Genomic DNA, 24,136 nt, shown 5'->3' on the forward strand with positions numbered 1-24,136 from the left:
CCTCAAGCCGATCCGATGCCGACTCGGCCCGGAACGCCGCTCACGCCGTACGCGCTCAGTCGTCCGGAATATCCGGATCATCTGCTCACACCTCCTTTCCACGACCGCGTGCTCCGGCCCCTTGACGATGTCATTGACGCTCTCCTACTACACCGTCTCAGCGCCTGCGCGGAAGCCGCAGCCGCGGGGAGGTCCGTGGTGCGCGCAGCGGCATCCCTGAGAACGCGGCGACCAGCAGGCTCACCGCACCGACGACCAGCAGTCCTCCGGCGCTCCCCAGGAGCATGTCGTTGGTGCTCAGGCCCTTGGTGGGCGCAGCCGCGTTGTCCGGGAAGGTCAGCAGCTGAGCCTGTGCCGGGTTGCGAGGATCGAAGGAGGCAGAGGAGATCTCCAGCTTCGCCCACCCCAGGAGGCTGTTGTCACGATCGGCCACCGCCAGCTCGTAGGAGCCGGAGTCGAATGTCGAGATATCGATGGAGACGCTGTTGGCATCATCAACCTGCACCCACCCCTTCGTGGTGGCGCCGGGGAAGACGAACACCGAGACCCACTCGCCCGCCTGCGCCTTGGACTTGGGCAGGACGAGGTTGACGATGTTGCCCTGGCGGGAGCCGGACAGGGAGCCGGCGTTGTCCGCGCTCAGGTGGGCCGCGCTGGTCACTGGGGCCACCGGGCTCCGGTCGGGACGGACGGTGCGCTGCGAGGTCGCGTCAGCCTCAGGCGATGCCTGCGCCGAGGCCGCGGAGTCTTCCGAGGCATGGGCGCGTTCGCCTCCTGAGCCACCGGCAGTCGGGGCGGGCGCCGCCCCAGTGTTGGCCGGTTGTTGGGCGGAGCCGTCCTGCGAGGTGGAACCGGAGTCCGATCCGGCACCAGATGCCTGCTGGGAGGAGTCGGCCTGGCTGCCTGCACCTGTACCCGCGCCCGTGTCTGCACCTGAACCAGCGCCCGAGCCGGAGCCCGAACCGGAGCTCGTGCCGCCAGGGTTGCCACCTGGGTTGTCGCCCGCGGCGTTGTCCGTTCCGGGGCGATCACTGTCATTCGAGCTCGGCTTCGGAGCGTTCTGGTCGGGTTCGGTGGTCTGAGGTGCAGGGGCCGGGGACGCCGTCTCGGAGGGGTGGGCCGAGGGGGCCGGTGAGGCGGAGGGCTCCGACGACGGAGCAGTCGAGGGCGTGGGAGCAGGGCTGGTGGGTGAACCAGTCGGCTCCGGTGCGGGGTCGCTGGTGGGCTCCGCGGTGGCCGAGGGCTCCGCGGTCGGCGTAGGAGCCGGGCTCGGCGCGGGGGACGGCTCCGGCGTGGGCTGCGGAGCGACGGCCTTGTTGAGGACGAAGATGTTGGTCGCGGCCGTCAGCCCGGAATCGATGGGCGAGAGCTGCAGGTAGTAGCGCCCCTTGTCGGCCTTCCCCCCGGTGTAGAGGGCCGACAGGTTGAGCTGGGCGTCGAAGGACCCGTGACGGAAGGTGACGGGAACCGAGAGCGTTCCCGGAACCACGTACCCGCCGTAGGCCGCGACCTTGATCTCGACCGGCTTCTCGCCGTCGAGCATCGTCCCCTGCGAGCACCAGCCCGTTCCCCGGACCCTGACTGCGGTATCCGGGTCGTAGGAGGGCTCTGCCCCCTGGAGATCCGAGCCGTCGGAGCCGAGTACCTGGACGGCGGGCTTGACCTGGCACGTCGCAACCGTGGCGCTCGGGGAGGCACTCGGTTGAGCGGAGGCCGTCGGCTCGGGCTTGGGAGACGTGGAAGGCGAGGGCGATGAGCTGGGTGAGGCAGTCGTAGAAGGACTGTCTGACGGTCTGGGCGCCGCGGAGGCAGTCGGCGAGGGGGTCGGCGACGACTCAGTTGTGGCATGAGGAGCCGGTTCCGCAGTGGGCGCGGTCGTCGGTTCAGCAGTCGGCACCGGACCGGGTGCGGCGCTCGGCTCTGCGGTGGTGGGCTCCGCAGTGGGCTCAGGCGTCGGCTCTGCGGTGGGCTCCGCAGACGGTTCGGGAGTCGGCTCCGGCGTCGGCTCAGGAACCGGGGGGTTGATGACATTCGGGTCCTGCTTGACGAAGGAGAACAAGCCCGTCGTCGCGCTCTCCGTTCCACTGGTGTAGGTGAGGCTGAAGACCTTCGTGCCGACGTCCCAGCCGCTGTCACCGGTGGCCTGACGCATCCCCTTGACGAGGTAGTCCGTCGGGATGAATACCTCCTGCTCGCCGTTGGCGGGAGCGGGACGCTCGAGCTCGGCCTTGATACCGGGGAGCAGGTAGGGAGTGACAGTCTTGCCTTCGACGACGTTCAGCGTGATGGTGGGGTCCTCCAGGACCTCCCCTGCGGTACTGCACCAGTTCAACAGGATCGAATCGACCCCCGCACCGAATCCGGTCTCATAGACCGGCATCACGTACTCGGGCGCCGACTGCCCCTCGGGGTAGACCATTCTGGCGATAGGGTGACAGGCCGAGCCGCTCTCATAGTCCTCAACGACATTGCCTGCATTCAGGAGAGGCATGGCGGCCACACCGGCGGTGGCCAGAACAATGCCGAAGGCTGTCAGAACAGCAAGAATCGCGCGCAGGCCGCTCCTGATGGGAGGGAGGGCGGCAAGCAGCCGCTGAGCGTATTGCATGACGTGGTCTCGTTCATGGGCAGGGGCAGATGGACTTACTCGTACAGCACATGGTTGACAACCGAGATGCACGAGGAAAGGACGCACCATGAAGCAGGCGCGACTGCCTTTCGCGAACGATGATAGACGGACGCCTCCCTTCTAAGAATCCGCTATCACCCGAAAACATCGTCCGCGTTGTCGATTCCGGGTTAAGTATACACAGCGGTAACCCGTCAATCGGTCGGGTTGAGACCATTCAGAACCGGGAGGCCTGAGGAAACTCGAGCAATGGTAACGATAAATTGGGATACGTAACCCCTTTGTAGCCAAGATTTCTTTTGTGTCACGGTTTTATTTGCGCAGCGGATCCACCCCTGCAGCGCGCCCCGCGCTGGCGACAGCCGCATGCGGAGCACCTCAGGTGACTCATGAGCAGAACCCCAGGTCCTCCTCATGAGCATCAAGCCCCCACGACAAGGCATGACGCCACCAGGCGTAATCGTGCCCGCCACGCTCCTCGCGATACTCCAGCAGCGCCCCTTCGCCCGCAAGAAGCTCTGACACCGTGCGAGCCCCCTGACGCAGGCCGTCTTCATGGACCCCGCACTGGACCACCAGTCGCGCCCCCAGCCCTTCACCATCATGAGGATGCTGATCGCTTCTCGGGCGCTGCAGGCTCCGGGCCTCGGAGCGGTGACGCAACCAGCGCAGCAGCTCCCCTTCACCCTCACCTCGGCGTTGAGAGCCGAGCCAGAAAGAGCCGGACTGGACAATGGCACGACTAGCCAGCTCGGGATGGCGCAGAACCAGGTCGGCCGCAGCAACCCCTCCCAAAGACTGCCCAGCCACCACGATCCGATCTGGGCACCACATGCAACCACCACCATCCTCAGACGACGCAGCAAACCCGCAGCCTCGGCCGCAGATGGCCCGATGTGCCGCCTGCAGGCACCTACGGAGCAGTTCTCTGCTGCGTCGCGGATCCGCCAGGTCGCGTGAGCGCATGGCCAGGCTGCCGGAGTCGATGAGCAACACATCCCATCGGTAGGATCTGGGGGCCAGGTGATCGACGACATGGTTGCCACGCCAGATGTTTCCGTCGAGCAGGACCAGCAGACCCCGCTCACTGCGCCCACAGGTGGACTCCTGGACACACCCCCCGCACCACAGTGTGACTCGCCGTCCGGGGTCTGCCGGCCCATCAAAGTCTCTGAGCACCTCGTTCTCCAGGTCGAACCGGAGGACGTACCCGTCGTGTTCATCATGGGGACGGCTTAGCACCCGCCCTGCCCGCTCTGCCGAAGCGCCCGAGCCGATCATCCAATCCGGGTGCAGCACGGCCTTGGGGCCCATCCACATCGAGGACACCAGACCGAAGCCGTCATGCATCAGCTCGGGATTGAGGGGATCGGGCCGTCCCAATGCGTGAACGCGCTTCCAGCACTCGCGTCGGGCCCCGGCGTCGTCAGGCAGGGCGTCGTGAGTCACGACGATCCGGTAGCTCAAGAGTGCATCCTGCGGCAGCAGGACGTGAAGCGCCCACCAGCAGGTCCCAGGAACCCGGGCGGCCAGTGCCGGCGCGATGTGAGCGCGATGGTTGTCGGTCAGCGTATTGAGATGAATGAGAACACTGGGGGTGGCGCCGTGCCGGTGGTCATCGCGCCACAAGAAGCTCGCCTCCACCATCTCAACCCCGTTGATGGTGCGCCCCTCCCCCAGCACGGGAGTGCCGCGCACCGCAGCAGCGGCCACGGCTGAATCGTCGGGATCCTGAGGCCACCACGCCGGGGTGATGCGAAGCGGGCCACCGTCCTGGGCCACAGGAGTCGGAACCAACTGTCTCCACCGTGCCCGCGGCACAGGCAGTTCATCGCCACACACCCCACTCACGCCGCCGACTCTACAGCCACCCAGTATTAGTTCCACGTATCGGTTCCACAGTGATCCGGCGATGGGAAGCTCCCATCATGGGACGAACGGCAGGCTTGCATTGTTCCGGGGAGGGTGGCATAGGCTAGTCGTCATGACGCACATCGTTCTTACGGCCACAACCGCTCCTGGCGCACAGGCGCTCGCGGTCATGTGTGGTGCGCAGATGTGTTGTTGTCGAGCCTGTTGACCCCACTCCCCCCGGCGCTGAACCTGCCCGAGGAGTGCGACGACGCCTCAAAGCAGCGCTGACACCGGCCGAGAACGATAACCGGCCATGACGTCGTGGGCTCCCGTGCCGCGTATTGCACTCGCCAGAGTACAGAGACGCACTTCCTCACGCTCTGATGGCCTGAGGCTGTGTCAGCACCTGCCCGGCTTGATCCGCTCGGCCTCTCGTGCTCCTCCTCCACCATTTTCACCGGAAAGCTTCGGCGTCTTGCGCATCGAGGTCCGTTCCCACCACTACAGGAGAAACCATGTCCACGTCCTCGTCGTCCTCCTCTTCCTCCGATCCGTGCCAGTCCTCCGACTCCTTGTCCTCCGTTCCATCAGACGCCGAGGTCGTGGAGACTCAGGAGGTCACGGCTGAGAACGCCGCCGCGATTCTGGCAGCCGACGACGATATCGACGGCCCTGACGCCACTGAGGCGGATCAGTCGCATCGCGGGAAACCGTCACGGCGCACACTGCTCACGATTGGGGGACTCGCAGCCGCTGCCGTGGTCGGCACCGGCGCGTACTTAACGATTCGGCGCACCAACCAAGGAGTCATCGGAGCCCACGAGGCACTCCCCCTGGTGATTGGCGGCGACATCTGCGCCGCACCGCTGTACGCCGCGTACCACCAGGGCTTCTTCGACGACGCAGGACTGAAGGTCACGCTGGCGCGCACCCAGCAGACCGAGGACACCAAGGACGGCGTGGGAGCCGGTAAGTACATCAGCGCCCCGGGAATCTTCTTCTCCTGGTTGGAGCCGATCTACAACGGCCTCAACGCCAGGCTCACCGCAGGGCTCCACGCCGGCTGCCTGCGCCTAGTGGTGCGCAAGGACTCCCCATATCAGAAGCTGGCTGACCTGAAAGGCACCACCATCGGCGTGCCGTCACTGTCGTCATCCGCCTTCGCCTACTTCGCGATCGGGCTGTCCGAGGCCGGCATCAACGTCAAGCCGGATGGAGGCGACATCACGTGGCGCACAGTCGATGCGGACTCCTTGGGGACCGCGCTGACTGACGGTCAGGTGGACGCCATCATGGGCTCCGACCCTGGACCACTGCTTCCCGTCTTCAACGGGACGGCCCGTGAGCTGGCCAATAACGACGCTGAGGAGTTCTGCTGCTCGGTAGCACTCAACGGGGACTTCGTACGTCAACAGCCCAAGGAGGCGAAGGCTCTGACCGAGGCCTGGTTGAAGGGCTCGGCCTACGTGCCGGACCACATCGAGGAGATCGCCAAGATCGAGGTCGACAACGACTACGTCGCCGCGGACCAGGACGTCGTCGTCCGGGTGCTCAAGACATACGGGTTCAAGGCCTCGGCCTCCAGGTTCCGGGCCGCGATCGAACCCGGCATCGAGAAGTTCAAGGGGACCGGATTCATCGCATCCGACGTCTCCGCCCAGAAGCTGACCGACACCGTCGTCGCCGACCTCGGCATCAAGGACTGATTGACGATGCCCGCTGAGGTGAGCCCCACGACCACATCAACCGCATCCGTCAAGCCCATCGACAACAGGGATCCGCAACCGCCCTCCTCCACGGCCAGGCAGAGCACACCAAGTGATCCCCGTTCCAGCGCAGGCGCGCTTGTGAGCACGACGGCGCTGTTCCTGTGGTCGGCCTACCTGGTCATCGTCATCGCCCTGCCGGAAGCCGACCTTCTCCGCAAGGAGTCGACCACTCCAGTGACAGTCCTTGCCGGGACATGGCTGATCGCCCTCATCGCGTGGACACTCACGGCACGGGTCAGACCGGCCTCTTCGGCAGCGACGTCACTGACGCACTTCCTGCCCTGGATCAACGCCGCCGGCGCATGGTTCATCGTCTGGCAGCTGACAACATCCAAGCTCGGACTGCTCACGCCCCCGTACTTCGCCGCCCCGGAAGTACTCATTGCCTCCCTCCTGGGTGATTGGAGGCTGCTGCTCAGCTGCCTGGGCGCCTCGGCGCTGCTCTTCATCATCGGGTACACGACCGGTTCGGTGCTGGGGTTCTTCACAGGCCTGCTCATGGGGTGGTCGAGGCGCGCCGACTACTGGCTCCATCCGCTCCTTCAGACCGTCGGCCCGGTTCCCGCGGCCTCGCTGCTTCCACTGGCGCTGCTGCTGCTTCCGACGACGTACACCTCGGCAGCCTTCATCGTCGGCTTCGGCGCCTGGTTCCCCATGGCGACCATGACTCGCGCGGGAGTTCGCTCCGTGCGCCGCGACTACATCGACATGGCCCGCACGCTGGGAGCCGACGAGTTCTTCCTCATCAGACGGGTGGCTGTGCCCTCCGCGCTACCAGACATGCTCACCGGCCTGTTCACGGGACTGGGAACCTCGCTCGCCGCCCTCATGACCGCCGAGCTGACCGGCGTCGACAAGGGCCTGGCCTGGTACATCAACTGGGTCAAGGGCTGGGCGGACTACCCCCGGATGTACGTGGGTCTCATCATTCTGGTGACCTTCTGCCGCACGCTCATGGTCCTGCTGTTCAAGATCCGCTCCTCGCTGCTGGCATGGCAGCAGAACCTTGTGAGGTGGTGAACCGATGTCTGCTGATTCGTCGGCGGCTACTGCCGCGCCGCAGGTCTCGACTCCGTCCGTCCCCCGCGGGGCACAGGTCGATCTCGCTGGTGTCTCCCACAGCTACCCGTTGTCCCATGACCTGGAGCACGGGTGGCTCCATCTGCTGCTGCGCCGGTTCTCCCCCGCTGCGAGGGCTCGCTACGAGGCTGAGGCTGCCAAGCCGGATCAGCTTGCCGTCCTCCATGACATCGACCTGACGGTGGCACCCGGGGAGTTCGTCTCACTCGTGGGGCCGTCCGGCTGCGGGAAGTCCACGATCCTGAGACTGCTGGCCGGGCTGGAGCAGCCCGTCGAGGGCAGCGTCACCGTCGACTCCACGCAGGTGACCGGCCCCTCGCCTCTGCGCGCGCTCGCGTTCCAGGACGCCACGCTGCTACCGTGGAGGACCGTGCGGGACAACGTCGCCCTGGGCCCTGAGGCGAGAGGCCGGATGGAGCGCGACCGGCGCCGGGTGGAGGCGGCCCTGCAGATCGTGGGGCTGCGGGACTTCGCCGATTCCTACCCCTCCACGCTCTCAGGCGGTATGGCTCAACGGGCCTCACTGGCCCGAGCCCTGGTCAACCGACCCCGGCTCTTCCTCCTGGATGAGCCCCTGGGCAAGCTCGACGCCCTGACACGCCTCCAGCTCCAGGACGAGATCCTCAGGCTGTGGGAGTCCCAACGCTTCACCGCCGTCCTGGTCACCCACGACGTGGACGAGGCCCTGCGCCTGTCCAACCGAGTGGTCGTCCTGTCAGAGCGCCCCGCGCGCGTCGTCGCCGACATCGAGGTGCCCGAGCACGACGAGTCGAGTGACGAGGTCCGCGAGCTACGTCGGAAGATCCTCGGCCTGCTGGGGCGGTGAACGGGCCACGAGACCGACCTCACCTGTGATCCAGCCCGTGGAGCGCGGAGTTCCGCTGATTCTCCCGTAGCCTGGGCTCAGGAGCGATCCGTGCCCTGTTGACCCCGTTCGGGTCCTGCCGCACCCGGTGTGCGGCACGAGTATCCCGTGAGTCTGTGCGTGTTAGCCCATGAGTCACCCGGCCAGTCCGGGTGCGGGGCGAGTGTGGTGGGCCAGGTACGGCAAAGAGCGGAGGACAAAAGGTCCTCCCCCACACTCCGCCGCGGTCCCCACCATCTTCATGGGGACAGATATGGGATAACTTCATGACTCACTCCAGCAGCAGTACTGTGCCCGGCGCCTCCGACGCTCCCAGCCAGGACGGCAACAGCCCCCTCAGCCTCGATGCGCTCTTCTCCGCCGAGCTCTCCGGCGGCGAGCAGGCCGGCCCGGCCAAGAACGATGAGGAGAGCGGTGTCGCCGCGCCGCACCACCGCGATGGCACCGCCTCCTCCCCCGAGGACTTCGCCACTCCTGCCTCCTCCGACTCCCCTGAGGACCCGGAGGACGTCGACCACGAGGAGGAGGCGGACGACGTCGACCGAGACCTCCCCGAGGCCGACCCGGAGGACGGGATCGACGACTCCGATGAGGACGACGGCGTCGACATTGATGAGGACGAGGTTGACGGCCACACCCCCTTCATCGACACCGATGCTGATTCCAACACCGATTCCGACACTGCCTCCGACGGCCACCAGCGCAGCGTCGAGCGCACCGCCTCACCGCGCAACCGGGACAAGAGCGAGGTGAGGACCGCTCACGAGGATGAGGAGATCACCTTCGCCGACCTGGGTCTTCCCGGTGACCTGCTCAAGGCCGTCACCGACATGGGCTTCGTGACCCCCACCGCCATCCAGAAGGAGGCGATCCCGGTTCTGCTGGCCGGCCGCGACGTCGTCGGCGTCGCCCAGACCGGAACCGGCAAGACGGCGGCCTTCGGGCTTCCGCTGCTCGACGCCGTCGACTCGCGCGACAACGTCGTTCAGGCGCTCGTTCTGGCCCCCACCCGCGAGCTCGCGCTCCAGAGCGCCGAGGCCATCACTGACATGGCCGCCCGCTCCCGCGGACTGGAGGTGGTGGCCGTCTACGGCGGCGCCCCCTACGGCCCCCAGATCGGCGCGCTCAAGGGCGGCGCCCAGGTCGTCGTCGGCACTCCCGGGCGCGTCATCGACCTCATTGACAAGGGTGCGCTTCAGCTCGACGACGTGCGCTACTTCGTCCTGGACGAGGCCGACGAGATGCTACGGATGGGCTTCGCCGAGGACGTGGAGACGATTGCGGAGTCTCTTCCCACCGATCGGCGCACCGCCCTGTTCTCCGCGACGATGCCGCCGGCCATCCAGGCCGTGGCCCGCCAGCACCTTCACGAGCCCGTTCAGGTCGAGGTCTCCAGGCCGGCCTCCACCGTCGCCACCGTCCACCAGACCTACGCGGTGGTTCCCTTCCGTCACAAGATCGGTGCCGTCTCCCGGGTCCTGGCGGTCACCGACGCCGAGGCCGCCATCGTCTTCGTACGGACCAAGTCCACGGCCGAGGACGTCGCCATCGAGCTGGCGGGCCGGGGCATCCAGGCCGCCGCGATCTCCGGTGACGTGCCTCAGCGCGAGCGCGAGCGCCTGGTGGAGCGGCTGCGCGCCGGCACCCTCGACGTGCTGGTGGCCACGGACGTCGCCGCCCGAGGCCTGGACGTGGACCGCATCGGCCTGGTCGTCAACTTCGACGTGCCCCGCGAGGCCGAGGCCTACGTGCACCGTATCGGTCGCACGGGCCGCGCCGGCCGCCACGGCGAGGCCGTCACCTTCCTAACCCCCAAGGAGAAGGGCAAGCTCCGCCAGATCGAGCGCCTCACCGGAAGCCGTCTGGAGGAGATCACCCTGCCCTCCCCCGCGGACGTCTCCGAGCACCGCGCCCGCAAGCTCCTGTCCAAGGCAGCCGCCCGCCACGAGCGCGGCCGCCTGGACATGTACCTGCCGCTGGTCGCCGACTCCGCCCAGGAGCTGAACATCGACGTCGAGGAGCTGGCGGCCACGCTACTGGCCCTGGCCGTGGGCGACGAGGGACCGCGCAGGCGCGAGGACCGGGGCGGTGAGCGCCCCCAGCGCGCCCGCCGGGAGGAGAACCTCGACTCCGAGGGGACCTTCCTGTCGGCCTCCTTCGAAGGCGGTAGGGAGAAGGGCCGTCGTGCAGAGCGAGGAGACCGCGGCGAGGGACGCCGCTCGGCCACGCGTTCCGGGCGCCGCGAGCACGAGGGTCCCGGGACCGTCTACCGCGTGGAGGTCGGGCACCGCGACCGGGTCCTGCCCGGAGCGATCGTGGGCGCACTGGCCAACGAGGGCGGTATCGAGGGCTCCGACATTGGCAAGATCGACATCCTTCAGTCCTTCTCCCTGGTCACAATCTACGCCGACCTCAGCCCCGAGCAGCTGAGCGTCATGGGGCGGGCGACCTTTGCCGGCCGCGAACTGCGGATCCGTCCCGACGAGGGTCCGGGGCACGGCTGGTCCGGCCCCAACGGCGCCGAGCGTCGTCCTAAGCGGCGTGACTGGCAGGACCGCAAGGACCGTGGCGACCGCAGCGACCGTGGCGAGCGGTCGGAACGCGGTTTCCGTCCCCGCCGTGAAGACGGCGAGCGCGGTTGGAAGGACCGTGATGGGCGCGGCGGCAGGGGCGGCTACGACCGCTCGGACCGCCGTGACAACCGTCGGTGGGACGAGCGCGGTCGCGATCGGGACGACTTCCGTGGCCGGCGCGAGGACCGGGGTGGCCGCGGCTACGACCGCGACGGGCACCGGGGCGAGCGCCGTGGCTACGGTGAGCGCAACCAGAACCGCTTCGGCGGCAACCGGGGCGGCTTCCGCGGAGGGCACGGCGAGCGCTGAGTCGCGAGGACTCCACTGATGCGGTTGGGGGCGGCAACATGTGTTGCCGCCCCCACTACTCTCCCCATTACTCCGCCATCTGGTCGTCGCATGGGTGGGTGCTCAGGCCCTGCGCACCCGCACGGTCCCCATCTGGGTGCGAGCCCGCAGCTCGAGGCGTCGTTCGAAGGCATCGGGGTGGTCCTGGCGGGGCAGGTCGGTGGCGACTCGGCCGAAGTCGGAGTGGCAGTCGGCCAGGACCGCAGTTCCCTCAGGCACTCCCACCGACACGGTTCCCATCTCGCTGGACAGATCCAAGGATCCTTCATGGGCCTCGACGATCTTGACCGAGCCGGCCTCCGTGTGGGCAGACACCGTGCCGGAGGTCGAGCGAATGCGCACCGAACCGGCCTGAGCCCTCACGCTCCCCTCATGCAGGGCGCCGATGACGATGGAGCCGGCGTCGGCGTGCACCTGCGCACTCATGCAGTCGCCCAGCCGGATCGATCCCGCCGAGGTCCGGATCTGCACGTGCTCCCAGGAGTGCTCAGCGCTGATCGATCCGGCATCGAGGCGGGCGTCCAGGTGCGTACCGTGCGGCACCGTGACCCGAACTCGAGATGTCTGCGGGCCCCACGGCCAGATGCCAGCGAATCGTTCACGTCCCACGAGAGCGATCTGACGGATGCTCACCTCGGCCCCGTCAGCGGTGACGTCCAGGAGGGGGGTCAGGCTCTCATCGGCCTCGACGGTGATCGCGCTTCCCGTCCCAGGCGCGGTCACCACGCTCAGAGTGGACAGATCCAGGACGAGGCTCGGCTGAACGTCGTCGGGAAGGTCAAAGGTCCAGATCGGCATGGGTGGTCTCCTCAGGTTCAGGTATCTGCGCGGAATGTCACGATGTGGTCACCCAGCGGGTGAATCGTTGGGATCAGGTGAGGTTCAGTGGCACGACGGCGCGGTGGTACGCAGTCAGCCGAACCAGCCGCTGAGCGTCGCCCCCGCGCTCCGGTGCTGTGCCGGTCTGGCACGCCAGTCGGTGGGGCGTCCGCCGTCGGAGCCACTCGCAGAACGATCAGACCCCGCCCCGTCGTTGCCGGTGCTCGGCGGGCGCTGGGAACCCGACGCGAGCGACTGTTCTGACAGGGCGCCTCGAGCCGCTTCCACAAGCCAGGCGTTGACCGAACGTCCCTGCACCCGGGCGGCGGCATCGATCTGCTGCTTGAGTGACTCGGGCATGCGCAGCGTCGTGCGGACCTCCGGCCCGTCCGCCACCTCAGGTACTGCGTGCGCCGGAGTCTGAGCATGGCGGTCCGGGCCCGTCACGTGGTCCTGCTCCCGCTCATCAGACCGATCAGCCTGGGTCACCAGGAGATGGGGCGTCGCCCCGTCCATCACAACGGCAACATGGGCTCCGTCGAGCTCGCTGTTGAGCTCATCTGCGGTGTCCGTGAGCATCTGCAGGGCGACGAGGCGCAGCGCCGGTTCGAGTGCAGCCGCCAGGGAGCGGGCCACGTCCTGGGTCCGGTCGTCACCCAGGGACGAGGTCTCCACGAGAGTACGACGCAGGGTCTCGGTGTAGGTATCCACATGCATGGCACCATTATGACACCACGAAACACCTCAACCTAGAGCCTTTGGTGTCAAAATGACGTCAGATTGAAGCGTAGTGGTGTCGCATCAGGCGATTCGCTCCAGAATCCGCGCGAGCTCCACCCACCCATGTGTCTCGGCTCTGAGCGGCTCGATGAGCTCGGCGTTCACGACCTCGTCGGTGGCCCGACGCAAGCGCTCGATGATCCGCCTGCGGTGACGCCTGGCCTGAAGGCCGGCCAGGAATGTCCCCAGACCCGCTAGGACCAGTCCGATCAACAGGCCCCCGAGCAGAAGGACGGTGGGCCAGGGGACCGCCCCCCAGCGCGGAACGTCGATGCTGATGAGCAGGAGGTAGTCCTCCAGCACGTGGATGGCCACCAGCCACAACCCGCCGATGAGCGCTGCCAGTGCGGTCACCCACTGCAGCACGTTCGCGACTTTCCACCAGACCGGACGCTTCCACGTCCCGTAGTCCACCTGGGCCACAGCCAGTTCCAGAGGCTCGGCAAGCCTCTCGGCACGCTCGTCACTGCGCAGAACGGCCTGAGCGGCCAGGTCACCGGGCAGAGCGGAGCAGGCCGCCACGGCGTAGACGTGAGCACTGCTTCGCAGCCTGCCCGTTGCGGCAGGTCCTGCGGGAGGCAGGGAGGTCAGGTCGATGACGCCGGAGCCCATGGCGCCGTCGGATTGTTCCGCGTCTGCGGACTTCGGGGAAGATGGGCGCCCGGTTCCCAGGTGAAGGGCTCGAAGCGGGTCGCGTCTGAGGTGCCCGATCCACCGCAGCCAGAACCAGCCGACTCGGGTGCGGGCCCGGTGACGGTCCGATCCTTCAACCGCCTGCGACACGACGTCGACCCCGGCGAGGCTCGCAGCCGCCTGTCGCAGGGCAGTGAGGGACTGACGTACTTGCGGCTCCTGCTGGTCGGCCGGACCCGGTGTTGGCGCACCACGGCCGGATGGAGCGATGAGCCCCATGCGCTCCCCCAGCTCACGGGCTGCCCGCTGGGCGTGGGCGGCAAGGCTTCGCGCACTGGCCAGCCTGTTCGAGGCGACCGAGGCCACAGCGCGCGCCAGGGCCTCAACGCCCTGCCCGGTGCGGGCACTGACGGGGATCACTGAGACGGCTCCAAGCCCCTCTCGGTCCAGGATCCTCCTGAGGTCGGCAAGCACTGCGTCCCGGCTGTCGGGGTCGAGGCGATCCACCTGGTTGAGGGCGACCACCATGACCTCGGCGTGCGCCGCCATAGGGATGAGGAAGTCGCGATGCACGACGCCGTCGGCGTACTTCTCCGGATCCAGGACCCACACCAGGACGTCGACCTTGCCCGCCATGCGCTCGGCAATGGCCCGGTGCTCGGGTTCGTCGGAGTCGATGTCGGGCAGATCGACCAGCACCGTCGTCTCGCCCAGGGCCCAGCCGCCGTCGACGCGCACTCTGTGGTTGATGGCGAGCCAGTCCAGCAGCTCGGTGGCCTCAGCGGCCGTGTCCGGGACGACGGCGAGGGGCTGAGTGGTCGTCGGGCGGGTGCGGGCGGTTCGGGACACCTCGGAGCCGGCCATAGCGTTGGTCAAGCTGGACTTGCCCGACCCGGTCGCCCCGAGCAGGGCCGCCACCGTGGTCCGCGGCGCCAGACGCCGTCGGTGGGAGGCCTGCGTGAGGACGTCGCGGGCCTGGGTGAGCTCTTCGCGCAGACCGAGCTGCTCGCCCAGGTCGACCGCCCTGGCCAGGTCCTCAAGAACCATCGGAAGGTCTGACACTGCGGAGCGGTCGGTGGTCACCTGGCTCTCCTCCCGGCCGTACGGCGACCGTGGGCAGCCGGCAGGACGCGCAAGGACGTGGCCGCCTCCTGGCAGGCTCGAAGCTGTTCTCGCAGCGTGTCGGCACTCGGTGTGGGCAGCGGCAGAGCGTCGGTGAAGCACTTCGCCTGGTTGGCGAACAGAGCCGTGGCACGCTCGCTGAGGTCCTCCCGGGCCCGCTTGGTCATGCCGCGCATCGCCTGGTCCCCGAAGACGGCCTCCAGCACACGCTGAGCCAGGATGGCGGTACCTCCCGCGATCCCCACCTCTCCCCCGGTCAGTCCACCGGTGTGAGCGAAGACGAGGATCATGAGAACAACTCCGGCGCCGTTGACCCCCAGGGACAACAGGCGGGCAGTGAGCCGTTTGTCAGAGCCCTCGGATCGAACGAGCGTGAGAACCTGACGCTGCCAGTCGTGGACGAGGGCGGCGGCGACGACCTCCAGACCGGTCTGGCTGGGCACCTCCGCCAGAGCCCGGTTGAGCGCCTGCTGGGAGGTACCGGCCCGTCTCCAGGAGCGTTCCGTGGCCAGGCATGCCCGTTGGGACTCGGCGACCAGGAGCTCGACCAGGGAGGAGCCGATCGCCTGCTCGACGCGCTTGGCCGGCGCCGGACGTCCCCGTAGAAGCGAGGTGACGCGGTCGCGGACCCGCCCCACCTGTACCTCCAAGGACCGGAATAGGTCTCCGGTGCCCACGAACTCCTGCCAGCGGGCCAGCACCTCGCCGTGCAGCATGGAGCCGTCCTCGGTGGCCTCGATGACCCGCTCGAGAGCGTCATCGTGCTCGGAGGTGGCTGCTCGCCGCAGCTCGGCGTGCTCAGCCTCCTGGGAGGCCAGCTCGACGGCGAGCAGCTCGCTCTGCGCCAGGAGGGAACCGATCGCGCCGGTCAGGCTGCGGTGCGCGACGTCCTGGCGAGCGGCCGCGTCGGAGGCCAATGCCCCCAGCCACTGGCGCAGCGGCGAGACACAGGACTCGGGTAGGAAGCCGTCGTTGTCCAGAGCGGTCTCGGGGATCGTGAAGACAGGTGCCTCGGCCAGGTGCGCCTGCGCGAGCCGGCGCCGCAGGTCGGCCTCCACTTCGATCTGCGCACCCTGCGGTACGCGATCCAGGACGATGGCGGCCGTGATGTGCCGCTCGGCCGCGGCCCGCAGGTGCTCCCAGGGAACGGCGTCGGCGTAGCGCGCCGCCGTGGTGACGAAGATCCACAGGTCCGCCCCGGCCAGGAGCGTGGCGGCCAGGTCCCGGTTGTCCTCGACCACGGAGTCGACATCGGGTGCGTCCACGATCGCCAGTCCCTCAGGCAGCCCTTCGCAGGCCCGCAGCTCGAGCTCTCTGGGTGTGTGGTCGGTGGCCGGGCTCGCCGGTGCGTCGGCGTCCACGCGCATGCGCGACAGGGAGCCCAGGACCCGGTCGGTGTCGAACCAGGCGGCGTCGGTCGGTGCATGCAGCAGCAGGGGGCGGCGCGTGGTGGGGCGGATCGCCGAGGCCCTGGCCACGTGCCGGCGAACGAGCGAGGACACGAGGGTCGACTTGCCGGCCCCGGTCGAGCCGCCCACCACGGCCAGCAGCGGTGCGTCCAGGCTGGCCAGGCGGGGAAGGACGTAGTCACCGAGCTGGTCGCGGATGAGCGTGGCCTTGTCCGAGGCCGCAGCGGTTCCCTGAAGGACGTAGGGCATGGACAGGGCCGTCAGGCTGTCCCGGAGGGCGGACAGTGCCCTGGTCGCCTGATGGACGTGGTGCGTGCTGCTGGACTCGCTCCGGCTAGGGGTCATGAGGCTGAGTCGACCTCGCAGCCGTCCTGGGAGCAGTCCGCAGCCGGGCTGACGGTGATCCGTGGGGCGGTGTCGTCGGTGGGAGGCTGCCAGGTCGCGGCGTCGGCCTCGACCTGCTCGCCGGAGCGTATGTCCTTGACCGAGTCGGGGGCTCCCTCTGCGCCTGGGAACCACACGAAGGGGATGGACCGCTTGTCCGCGGCCTTGATCTGCTTGCCGAACTTGGCGGCGCTGGGGGCCACGTCGGCGCTGATGCCGCGGGCGCGCAGCGCATCGGCGATGGCGTCGGAGGCGCAGCGGTGGGCCTCGTCGGTGACGGCCACGAGCACCGTCGTGGGCACGGGTCGACTGACCTGCACCAGGCCCTCACCGATGACGCGGGCCAGGAGCCGGGACAGGCCGATGGAGATGCCCACGCCGGGGAAGGTGCGCTTGCCGTTGGTGGCCAGGGAGTCGTAGCGGCCTCCGGAGCACACTGAGCCCAGATCCTCGTGGCCGGCCATGAAGGACTCGTAGACCGTGCCGGTGTAGTAGTCCAGTCCGCGAGCGATCTTGAGGTCGGCGATGACGGCGCCGGGGCGGCGCCGTCCGGTGGCCTCGAGCAGGGCGGTCAGCTCGGCCAGGCCCTCGATGAGGAGCTCGGTGGGCTCGGCGCCTGCCAGCGCCCGCAGGACCTGATCGGAGACGTCCTGACCATCGGTACCGGTGATGGTGGCGAGCCTGAGGGCCTGTGCCGCCTGCTGCGCGCTGGTGCCAACGCTCTGGGTGAGCTCGGCGGCCACCTTCTCCGGGCCGATCTTGTCGAGCTTGTCGACCACGCGCAGGACCTCGATGAGCCGGTCCGTGTCGATGCCGATCGACTGGTAGAAGCCCTGGGCGACCTTGCGGTTGGAGACGTGGATGGTGACCGCGGGCACCGGCAGGGCGCTGAGCGCCTCGTGCATGATGAGGGGGACCTCGACGTCGTGGTGGAGCGGCAGGGCGCCGTCACCGACGATGTCGATATCGGCCTGGATGAACTCGCGGAAGCGTCCCTCCTGGGGCCGTTCCCCGCGCCAGACCTTCTGGATCTGGTAGCGCTTGAACGGGAAGGTCAGCAGCCCGGCATTGTCCACGACATAGCGGGCGAAGGGGACGGTCAGGTCGAAGTGGAGCCCCAGCTGCTTGCGCGGATCCGTCTCGGACTCGGCGTCGGCGGGATCGGCCTGAAGGCGGCTGAGCAGGTAGACCTCCTTGGAGGTCTCCCCCTTCTTCGTCAGCTCGCTCAGCGGTTCGACGGCGCGGGTCTGGATGCCGCTGAAGCCGTGGAGCTCGAAGGTGCGGCGCAGGATGTCGACGAAGTGCTGCTCGACGATGTGGCCCGCGGGGAGCCACTCGGGGAAGCCGGACAGTGAGGAGAGAGCTTGTCGTACCTGTGCCATGGTCCGCATTGTGTCATGACGAGCAGTGAGCCTGCGCGTCGCCGTCGGGCCCTGCCGCTCTCAGGCCTTGAGGTCTCCCCCACGGATCTTGGCCTCGGCAAGGTAGGGGTTGCCGTGGTGCTCGTGCTCCATGGTGGTCACTGCGCCGTGCCCGGGCAGCAGAATGGTGGCCGGGTCGACGGCGTTGGCCAGGAAGCGCAGGGTGGCGAGCATCTGCACCTGGTCCCCGCCGGGCAGATCGGTGCGTCCCACGGAGCCCTTGAAGATGACGTCACCGTCGAGGGCCATGAGGTAGGTGTGCTCCTCGTCGGCGACGGCAGGGTCGTCATCGATGACCTCGGCCTCGTAGAGCAGGGCGTTGTCAGCCAGGCGGGCCTCGAAGAAGAACAGCGTGGAGCCCTCCGAGTGGCCAGGAGCGGGGACCGCACGCAGCGCGATGCCGGGAACCAGCTCGATGGCCTGGGAGAAGCCGTCTCCCGGGAAGAGCCGGATGTCGGCGGGCTGCTTCCACTCGCTGCCGGCCATGTCGGTGAAGCTCATTCCGTTGGCGCTGATACCGGTGGTGATGTCGGGCTCCTCGAGCCGGTAGCGGTCGCGCTCGGGGATGTATACCGGCACGTCGACGGCGTCATCACTGGTGAGCAGGCCCTCGGCGTGGGCGGCCTCGATAAGCGCCTGGCTGTCCCACACGTGGTCGGCATGACCATGGGTGAGCAGGATGGCGCTCAGGGTGAGCCGATGGGAGCGAAGCAGGGCCAGCGCGCCGCGGGCGGCACCGGCTCCGGGGTCGACGACGAGGGCGGGTTCGCCCGGGCCTGCGGCCAGGACGTAGCAGTTGGCGGCGAACACGGGTGCGATGGTGCGCTCCAAGATCATGCCCCCACCCTACTTGGGCCGTCTGGGAACAGTGTCGATACGGGTCAAAGAGCTGCTCAGGACCACAGGACCCGGCCGGCTCACCGAAGGTGAAGCCGCCGACCCCACCAGTGCTCAATGAGCCAGCGGTCGTGGCTGGCGACGATGAGCGTGCCCGTCCATGTCCTCACAGCGGCCTCGAGCATCTCGAGGGCGTCCAGATCCAGGTAGTTCGTGGGCTCGTCGACGACAAGCACCTCAGACCCAGCAGCAGCGGCCAGGGCCAGCTGAACGCGGCGCCGGTTGCCGTCGGAGAGCTCGCTGATGGGACGGTTCCACAGGCGCGGGTGCAGAGACCCCCGGCCGCGGTCCCCGATCCCCTCAGTCCACACGTTCTCATCCACCCCAGGGTCACCGAGTTTCGGCAGGTGCTGCGGTATCCAGAACACAGAACCGGATACCGTGAGGCCGCCGACGGAGTCCTCCGTGGGAGCTGACCGCCTACCCATCCAGGTCAGAAGCGTGGACTTGCCGCTCCCATTGGCGCCGGTGACCAGCAGGTGTTCGCCTGCCATAACATCGACCGTGACCGGTGCAAGGCGCCCGGGTACGGCAGCTGACCGGGCAGAGACCGCCATCCCCGTTCGCAGCGCCGGTTCAGTCAGACGCAGCTGCAGCTCGTAGGAGCGGGGCCTGCGCACCTCGGTACTGGCGAGCGCCTCCAGCCGGCGGTCGTCCTGTGTCTGGCGCCGGGTGGAGACGCGCTGGGCGCGGTCAGCGTAGAACTTCCGGGCCATGCGGGCCTCGGTCCGGGGAGCTGCCCCGCTGTGCCCAACGATCTCGGAGTCGCGACGGTGACGCACGAGCTTGCGCCGCTGCTCCTGCTGACGCTGGTGAAGACTGCGGTGGGACGACCTGGCGTGCGCCTTGTCCACGAGGTAGTCGCTGTATCGCCCCGAGCACCGGTAGGCACCCACGGGGCCGCTGTCCCCGGAGGCGGTGGCCAGTGCCTGCCACGGCGCCGTGTCGAGGTCGACGACGGTGGTGGCCACCTCGTCAATGAAGGCACGATCGTGAGAGGTGAACAGGACCGGTCCGGGCCATGACACCATCATCTCGCTCACGTAGCTACTGCTACCGGCATCCAGGTGGTTGGTGGGCTCGTCGAGCACCAGCACCTGACCGGATGAAAGAAGCAGAGCGGCGATCTCCAGCCTTCCCCGTTGGCCCGGCGACAGGGAGGAGACGAGGCGGCCTGTATCCACGCGCCCCAGTCCCAGCCCGGCGAGCGCCTCAGCCCGTCGAGCCGGAAGGTTCCAGGCATCGAGAGACTCAAGCCGGGTCAGTAACGAGTCGTACTCCTCGACGAGGGAGCCGGTTTCAGCTCCGGCCTGGGCAATGGCCTCGCCCATGCGCTCGAAACGATCAAGCGCGTCCAGGGTCTCAGCGCAGACGGCGTCGAGGTAGCCCGCGATCGACGTGGCAGTCGACTCCTCCGAGTCGGCCGTCTGCTGGCCATGCTGCCCGGGCACGCTGACAGTCCCGTGGTCAGGCGACAGTTCGCCAGTGGCCAGGCGCAGGAGCGTGGACTTCCCCGATCCGTTGGGGCCGACGACGCAGACGCGTTCGTCGTCGGAGACCGTAAGGTTGATGCCCTCCAGCAAGGGGGCGGAAGTGTAGGAGAAGCTGACATGGGAGAAACTGATCGCAGGCATGACTCGTCCTTGGCATGAGGCGGTGGGGACACAGGGGCGAGTCACGCGAGCATGGTCACATGCTAACAGCGCCAGCCGTCGACGAGGTTGGGGTAACCGACACCGGCCCGCTAGTGAGGGGCACCGGCGCTCAACGAATCAACTGAAATCAGTGGGGCGAAGGATGGTGAATGCCGCCGGCGGGAACGTAGACTTTCGGCACTGCCGTCCTCCGACGGCACCTCACCACCACCCGGCTTGAGAGCCGGGCGCGAACGGAACGGAGCGGTCACGCCGCTCCCTCCCCGTCAACCATGAAGGAGCATCCCGTGACTGAGCGGATCCAGCCCGACAACCGGTCTGACAACCAGCCCGAGGCTGAGCAGACCATCCAGCCGACCGACCTGAACGAGTCGGCAGCGCCCAGCCCGACGGAGCAGGCACCAACGGCCGACGCCTCCCCCACCGACCCCGCGGTTGAGGCCGTTGCGTCAACGCAGACCAGCACCCCGCAGACACCGGCCGACGTCGAGTCCTCCAAGGAGTCCGAGCCCGGCGAGCAGTCCACAGCGGCGTCCTCTGACGAGCCGGCGTCTCCCGCCTCCGAGGAGCCCGCCCAGACCGAGCAGCCGACCGAGAAGGTTCAGGCCGCCGAGGCCACCCCGCAGGACGCCACGCCGACCCCGGCCGAGGTTCCCGCCCCTGCAGCGGCGCCTGCAGCACCTGCCGAGCCGGCCGTCGACCCGCAGGAGGCCATGGACGCCGCCAAGTGGGGGCGCGTGGACGGTGAGGGCCGGGTCTACGTCCAGGATGGCGGCGCCGAGCGCGAGGTCGGCCAGTTCCCCGATGCCCCGATCGCCGAGGCCATGGCTTTCTACGTGCGCCGCTACCTGGACCTCAAGGCGACCATCGACCTGTTCGCCACCCGTCTGCCCCAGCTCAGCGTCCGAGAGATCGACTCGACCCTGTCCTCGATCTCCGAGTCCCTCACCGAGCCGGCCGCCGTCGGCGACCTGGAGGGACTGCGGGCCCGCTTCGCCGCACTCAAGACCGTGGCCGCCGAGCGTCGCGAGGCCGTGTCCGCCGAGCGCGCGGCCGCCAAGGAGCAGGCCCTCAAGGAGCGCACGGCGATCGTCGAGCGCGCTGAGGCCATCGCCGAGCAGGACCCGGCCCGTACGCAGTGGAAGAACTCCGGCGCCGAGCTGCGTGAGCTGCTCGAGTCCTGGAAGGCCGCGCAGCGGCGCGGGCCGCGCCTGGACCGCCCCACCGAGGACGGGCTGTGGAAGCGCTTCTCCCACGCGCGCACCACCTTCGACCGTCACCGCCGCCAGTTCTTCAGCGAGTTGGACGCCAAGCAGGCGCAGGTGCGGGCCGCCAAGGAGGCGCTCATCAAGCGCGCCGAGGAGATGCAGACCTCCACCGACTGGGCCGGCACCTCCGCGAAGTACCGTGACCTACTGGCCGAGTGGAAGAAGGCCGGACGCGCCTCCCGCAAGGAGGACGACGCCCTGTGGGCCCGTTTCCGGGCCGCCCAGCAGGTCTTCTACGACGCCCGCCGCGCCAAGGACGAGGCCGTCGACGCCGAGTTCGCCGAGAACCTCAAGGTCAAGGAGGCGCTGGTGGCCAAGGCCGAGGCGCTCCTGCCCATCAAGGACATCAAGGCCGCCAAGAAGGCCCTGCGCCCCATTCAGGACGCCTGGGAGGAGGCCGGGCGGGTCCCCCGCGGCGCCGTGCGTCGCATTGAGGGCCGCATGCGCGCCGTCGAAGACGCGATCCGTGAGGCCGAGAACGCCGAGTGGCGCCGCACCGACCCGGAGACCAAGGCCCGCGCCGAGGGTCTGGCTGGTCAGCTCCAGGACGCGATCGCCGGTCTGGAGAAGGACCTGGCAGCCGCCCAGGCCGCCGGTGACGCCAAGAAGATCGCCGAGGCCGAGGCCGCGCTGACGGCTCGCCGGGCCTGGCTCGAGCAGGTGCTGCGCTCGGCCAAGGCCTGAGCCGAGCACCTTCCGCTCAGCTCTGAGACTGAAGGAGCACCTGAGGCGGGGTCGACACCACCCACCGGTGTCGGCCCCGCCTCGTGTCTCATCCTGGTGTCGCTGGTCGAGCGATCTGTTACTCCCAGGTGACGGTTGCGGGGTCCACACCCTCGGACCTGGCGCAGGCGTCGATGACGTCCTTGAGCCAGGCCGCCAGACCCGGCGCGCGCTTGTCGTAGTAGCGGGCATAACGTTCGTCCACCACATAGCTGCGGGCGATGATGACCTGCTTGGAGGTGGAGACCTCGAACCATCGGTTGAAGTCCTTGCGATGCCACCGCGCCAGGGCATTGGCCTCGGGGCTGCCCGGTTCGACGCCGTTGCGCATCGCCTCAGCAAGCGCGGACTCCAGAGCGACGGTCTCCTCATGCGCCCGCTCCCAGTCGGCGCGAGACATCCGAGCCTTGCGTTGGTAGGACTCGGCCCACTCCGGTGTATCACCCCACCGGGCGCGGGCCTCCTCGACATAGACGGGGTCCCAGTCGGTCCCCCAGATCTCCGCCATCTCAGCCACGGAGATCCTCGCTCCCAACTGCTGTATATCGATCACCATGTCGATGGAGCTGAGCTTGTGCTGCAGGTGGGAGATCTGTCCTTGCACCAGCTCGCGCTGACGGCGCAGGTGCGTCAGTGCGTCGGCGCCCGGCTCGTCAAGGACGGCCTTGATGTCGGCCAGACTCATGCCGGTCTGCCGGTAGACGAGGACCTGCTGGATGCGCATGATGTCCGCCTCACTGTAGAGCCGGTAGCCGGCGGCACTGCGCTGGGAGGGATGCACCAGGCCGGATTCGTCCCAGTGATGCAGCGCCCTGACGCTGACGCCCAGGAGCGTTGAGACCTCACCGACCGTCATGGCCATCTCCGCGTCGTCGGACACGGCATCGACCGTGGCCTCGGCTGCCGTGCCAGGCCTTTCAGCTCTGGCATGACGGTGTTGAGGGTCCTTCACCGTAGTCTCCTTCCTCAGTACTGGCTCCACCTGGCACGTGTCCGGGTGCGTGTCGTCCACCGTGGAGCCTCCCGCCGCGTGAGGGTCAACTCCGCGCGGTCACCACGAGGTTATCCACAGGCGGCCGGTTCACTGTGGCGCCCGCGGCCGGTTGACGTCCACGATGGCATATGGCTCGTTTTGTCCCGGTACCCGGCCACGCCGCCGTGGCCCACCTGTCCGCCCTCCCGCTGACCCCAGTTCTGGGCACGCTTCCGCCTCAGGACATGGAGGTGCTCAGGTGCGCCGGGCTCGATGCCCGGCTGCTGGTCAACATCCTGGGCAACCTGCAACCGGCCGACACTCTGCGCTCGGCCGAGGGACGTATGCGGGCCATTGCCGCTGCAATGCCCTGCCGGGGTGTGCTTCTGGCGAGTACCGCCCTGTGGGTGCACGTCGGCGGGCCAGCTCCCGACGCCCTGGAGGTGAGCCTGCCCGGAGGCCGTCGAAGTCGACTGCCCTACCTGGTGACCAGACGAGGCCGGCTGCCCCACTGCGACACGACGGTGATCGGGGGCATCACCTGCGCCACGATCGCCCGAGCCGCCGTCGACATCGCCCGTCTGGGGACACCGGTGCAGGCTGTGCAAGCCATCCTGACCGCCCGCAACCACGGAGTGAGCCGAGTCCGCCTCTTGCTCACGCTCAACCACTGTCGTGGGGCAGCCAGCAGAGGCTGCCCGCGGGCGCAGCACATCATCGAGTCCGTCGCATTCCACCAGTAAACAACGACACATTCTCAAAGAGAATTGATTCGAGTCACCACCGTGAGCACCAGTCAGAACCTTCATGACGCCTTCAGTGAAGTCATTCACGGCCCCCAGCAGACGAAACTCATGTTGATAACATGAAAACTATTCCATCCCCTCTCGGTCTTGCTAGGATACTCGGTATCCCCACTAGGCTGGGATTGGAC

General features: G+C 68.2%; 16 protein-coding genes. 6 read left to right on the plus strand and 10 right to left on the minus strand.

Features of this window, described 5'->3' with window-relative positions:
* Nucleotides 1-157: 157 nt before the first annotated feature.
* Complete coding sequence (locus HW274_RS06765; RefSeq protein ID WP_185988442.1) at nucleotides 158-2,608, minus strand: hypothetical protein; 2,451 nt, start codon at nucleotides 2,606-2,608, stop codon at nucleotides 158-160.
* Between the two features lie 408 nt (nucleotides 2,609-3,016).
* Nucleotides 3,017-4,411, minus strand: a complete 1,395-nt coding sequence (locus HW274_RS06770; RefSeq protein WP_185989583.1) for an enterochelin esterase domain-containing protein — start codon at nucleotides 4,409-4,411, stop codon at nucleotides 3,017-3,019.
* 587 nt (nucleotides 4,412-4,998) lie between these two features.
* Here HW274_RS06770 and HW274_RS06775 point away from each other — a divergent pair.
* The 4 genes from HW274_RS06775 (at nucleotide 4,999) to HW274_RS06790 (ending at nucleotide 11,079) form a co-directional block, all read left to right on the plus strand.
* Nucleotides 4,999-6,189 carry an ABC transporter substrate-binding protein gene (locus HW274_RS06775; RefSeq protein ID WP_185988443.1) on the plus strand — a complete coding sequence of 397 codons (1,191 nt, stop codon included), beginning with the start codon at nucleotides 4,999-5,001 and terminating at the stop codon, nucleotides 6,187-6,189.
* 6 nt (nucleotides 6,190-6,195) lie between these two features.
* Complete coding sequence (locus tag HW274_RS06780) at nucleotides 6,196-7,272, plus strand: ABC transporter permease (RefSeq protein WP_185988444.1); 1,077 nt, start codon at nucleotides 6,196-6,198, stop codon at nucleotides 7,270-7,272.
* Between the two features lie 4 nt (nucleotides 7,273-7,276).
* On the plus strand, nucleotides 7,277-8,158 hold the full coding sequence (locus tag HW274_RS06785; protein WP_075253905.1) for an ABC transporter ATP-binding protein: 882 nt from the start codon (nucleotides 7,277-7,279) through the stop codon (nucleotides 8,156-8,158).
* A gap of 305 nt (nucleotides 8,159-8,463) precedes the next feature.
* Complete coding sequence (locus tag HW274_RS06790; protein WP_075253906.1) at nucleotides 8,464-11,079, plus strand: DEAD/DEAH box helicase; 2,616 nt, start codon at nucleotides 8,464-8,466, stop codon at nucleotides 11,077-11,079.
* 102 nt (nucleotides 11,080-11,181) lie between these two features.
* On the opposite strand, the gene HW274_RS06795 is transcribed toward HW274_RS06790, so the two are convergent.
* The 7 genes from HW274_RS06795 to HW274_RS06825 all read right to left on the minus strand — a co-directional run bounded on the left by HW274_RS06795 (nucleotide 11,182) and on the right by HW274_RS06825 (nucleotide 20,217).
* Nucleotides 11,182-11,916, minus strand: coding sequence for a DUF4097 family beta strand repeat-containing protein (locus tag HW274_RS06795; protein WP_075253907.1), 735 nt, complete (start codon nucleotides 11,914-11,916; stop codon nucleotides 11,182-11,184).
* A 114-nt stretch (nucleotides 11,917-12,030) separates the two neighbouring features.
* Nucleotides 12,031-12,654 (minus strand): Arc family DNA-binding protein, encoded by a 624-nt coding sequence (locus tag HW274_RS06800; RefSeq protein WP_185988445.1) that lies wholly within the window; start codon nucleotides 12,652-12,654, stop codon nucleotides 12,031-12,033.
* An 84-nt stretch (nucleotides 12,655-12,738) separates the two neighbouring features.
* Nucleotides 12,739-14,433, minus strand: coding sequence for a GTPase (locus tag HW274_RS06805; protein WP_075405433.1), 1,695 nt, complete (start codon nucleotides 14,431-14,433; stop codon nucleotides 12,739-12,741).
* A complete protein-coding gene (locus HW274_RS06810) occupies nucleotides 14,430-16,226 on the minus strand; it encodes a dynamin family protein (RefSeq protein ID WP_075254271.1) in 1,797 nt (598 codons plus the stop codon). Before HW274_RS06810 ends, HW274_RS06805 begins: the two co-directional genes overlap by 4 nt.
* Entirely contained in the window at nucleotides 16,223-17,656 is a 1,434-nt protein-coding gene (gene hisS, locus HW274_RS06815) for a histidine--tRNA ligase (RefSeq protein WP_075254270.1), read from the minus strand. The genes HW274_RS06810 and hisS overlap by 4 nt, the downstream gene beginning before the upstream one ends.
* Nucleotides 17,657-17,707: 51 nt before the next feature.
* Complete coding sequence (locus tag HW274_RS06820; RefSeq protein ID WP_075254269.1) at nucleotides 17,708-18,523, minus strand: MBL fold metallo-hydrolase; 816 nt, start codon at nucleotides 18,521-18,523, stop codon at nucleotides 17,708-17,710.
* 80 nt (nucleotides 18,524-18,603) lie between these two features.
* Nucleotides 18,604-20,217, minus strand: coding sequence for an ABC-F family ATP-binding cassette domain-containing protein (locus HW274_RS06825; RefSeq protein WP_075254268.1), 1,614 nt, complete (start codon nucleotides 20,215-20,217; stop codon nucleotides 18,604-18,606).
* Between the two features lie 293 nt (nucleotides 20,218-20,510).
* On the opposite strand from HW274_RS06825, the gene HW274_RS06830 reads away from it, so the two are divergent.
* A complete protein-coding gene (locus HW274_RS06830) occupies nucleotides 20,511-22,190 on the plus strand; it encodes a DUF349 domain-containing protein (protein WP_185988446.1) in 1,680 nt (559 codons plus the stop codon).
* Nucleotides 22,191-22,308: 118 nt separating this feature from the next.
* Here HW274_RS06830 and HW274_RS06835 read toward each other — a convergent pair whose 3' ends face one another.
* Nucleotides 22,309-23,181, minus strand: coding sequence for a MerR family transcriptional regulator (locus HW274_RS06835; RefSeq protein WP_185988447.1), 873 nt, complete (start codon nucleotides 23,179-23,181; stop codon nucleotides 22,309-22,311).
* Nucleotides 23,182-23,351: 170 nt separating this feature from the next.
* Between HW274_RS06835 and HW274_RS06840 the strand changes: the two genes are divergently transcribed.
* Complete coding sequence (locus tag HW274_RS06840) at nucleotides 23,352-23,945, plus strand: hypothetical protein (RefSeq protein ID WP_075254266.1); 594 nt, start codon at nucleotides 23,352-23,354, stop codon at nucleotides 23,943-23,945.
* Nucleotides 23,946-24,136: the final 191 nt, after the last annotated feature.

This window comes from Actinomyces sp. oral taxon 169 (genome assembly GCF_013394715.1).
In the GTDB taxonomy this organism is placed as follows: Bacteria; Actinomycetota; Actinomycetes; order Actinomycetales; family Actinomycetaceae; genus Actinomyces.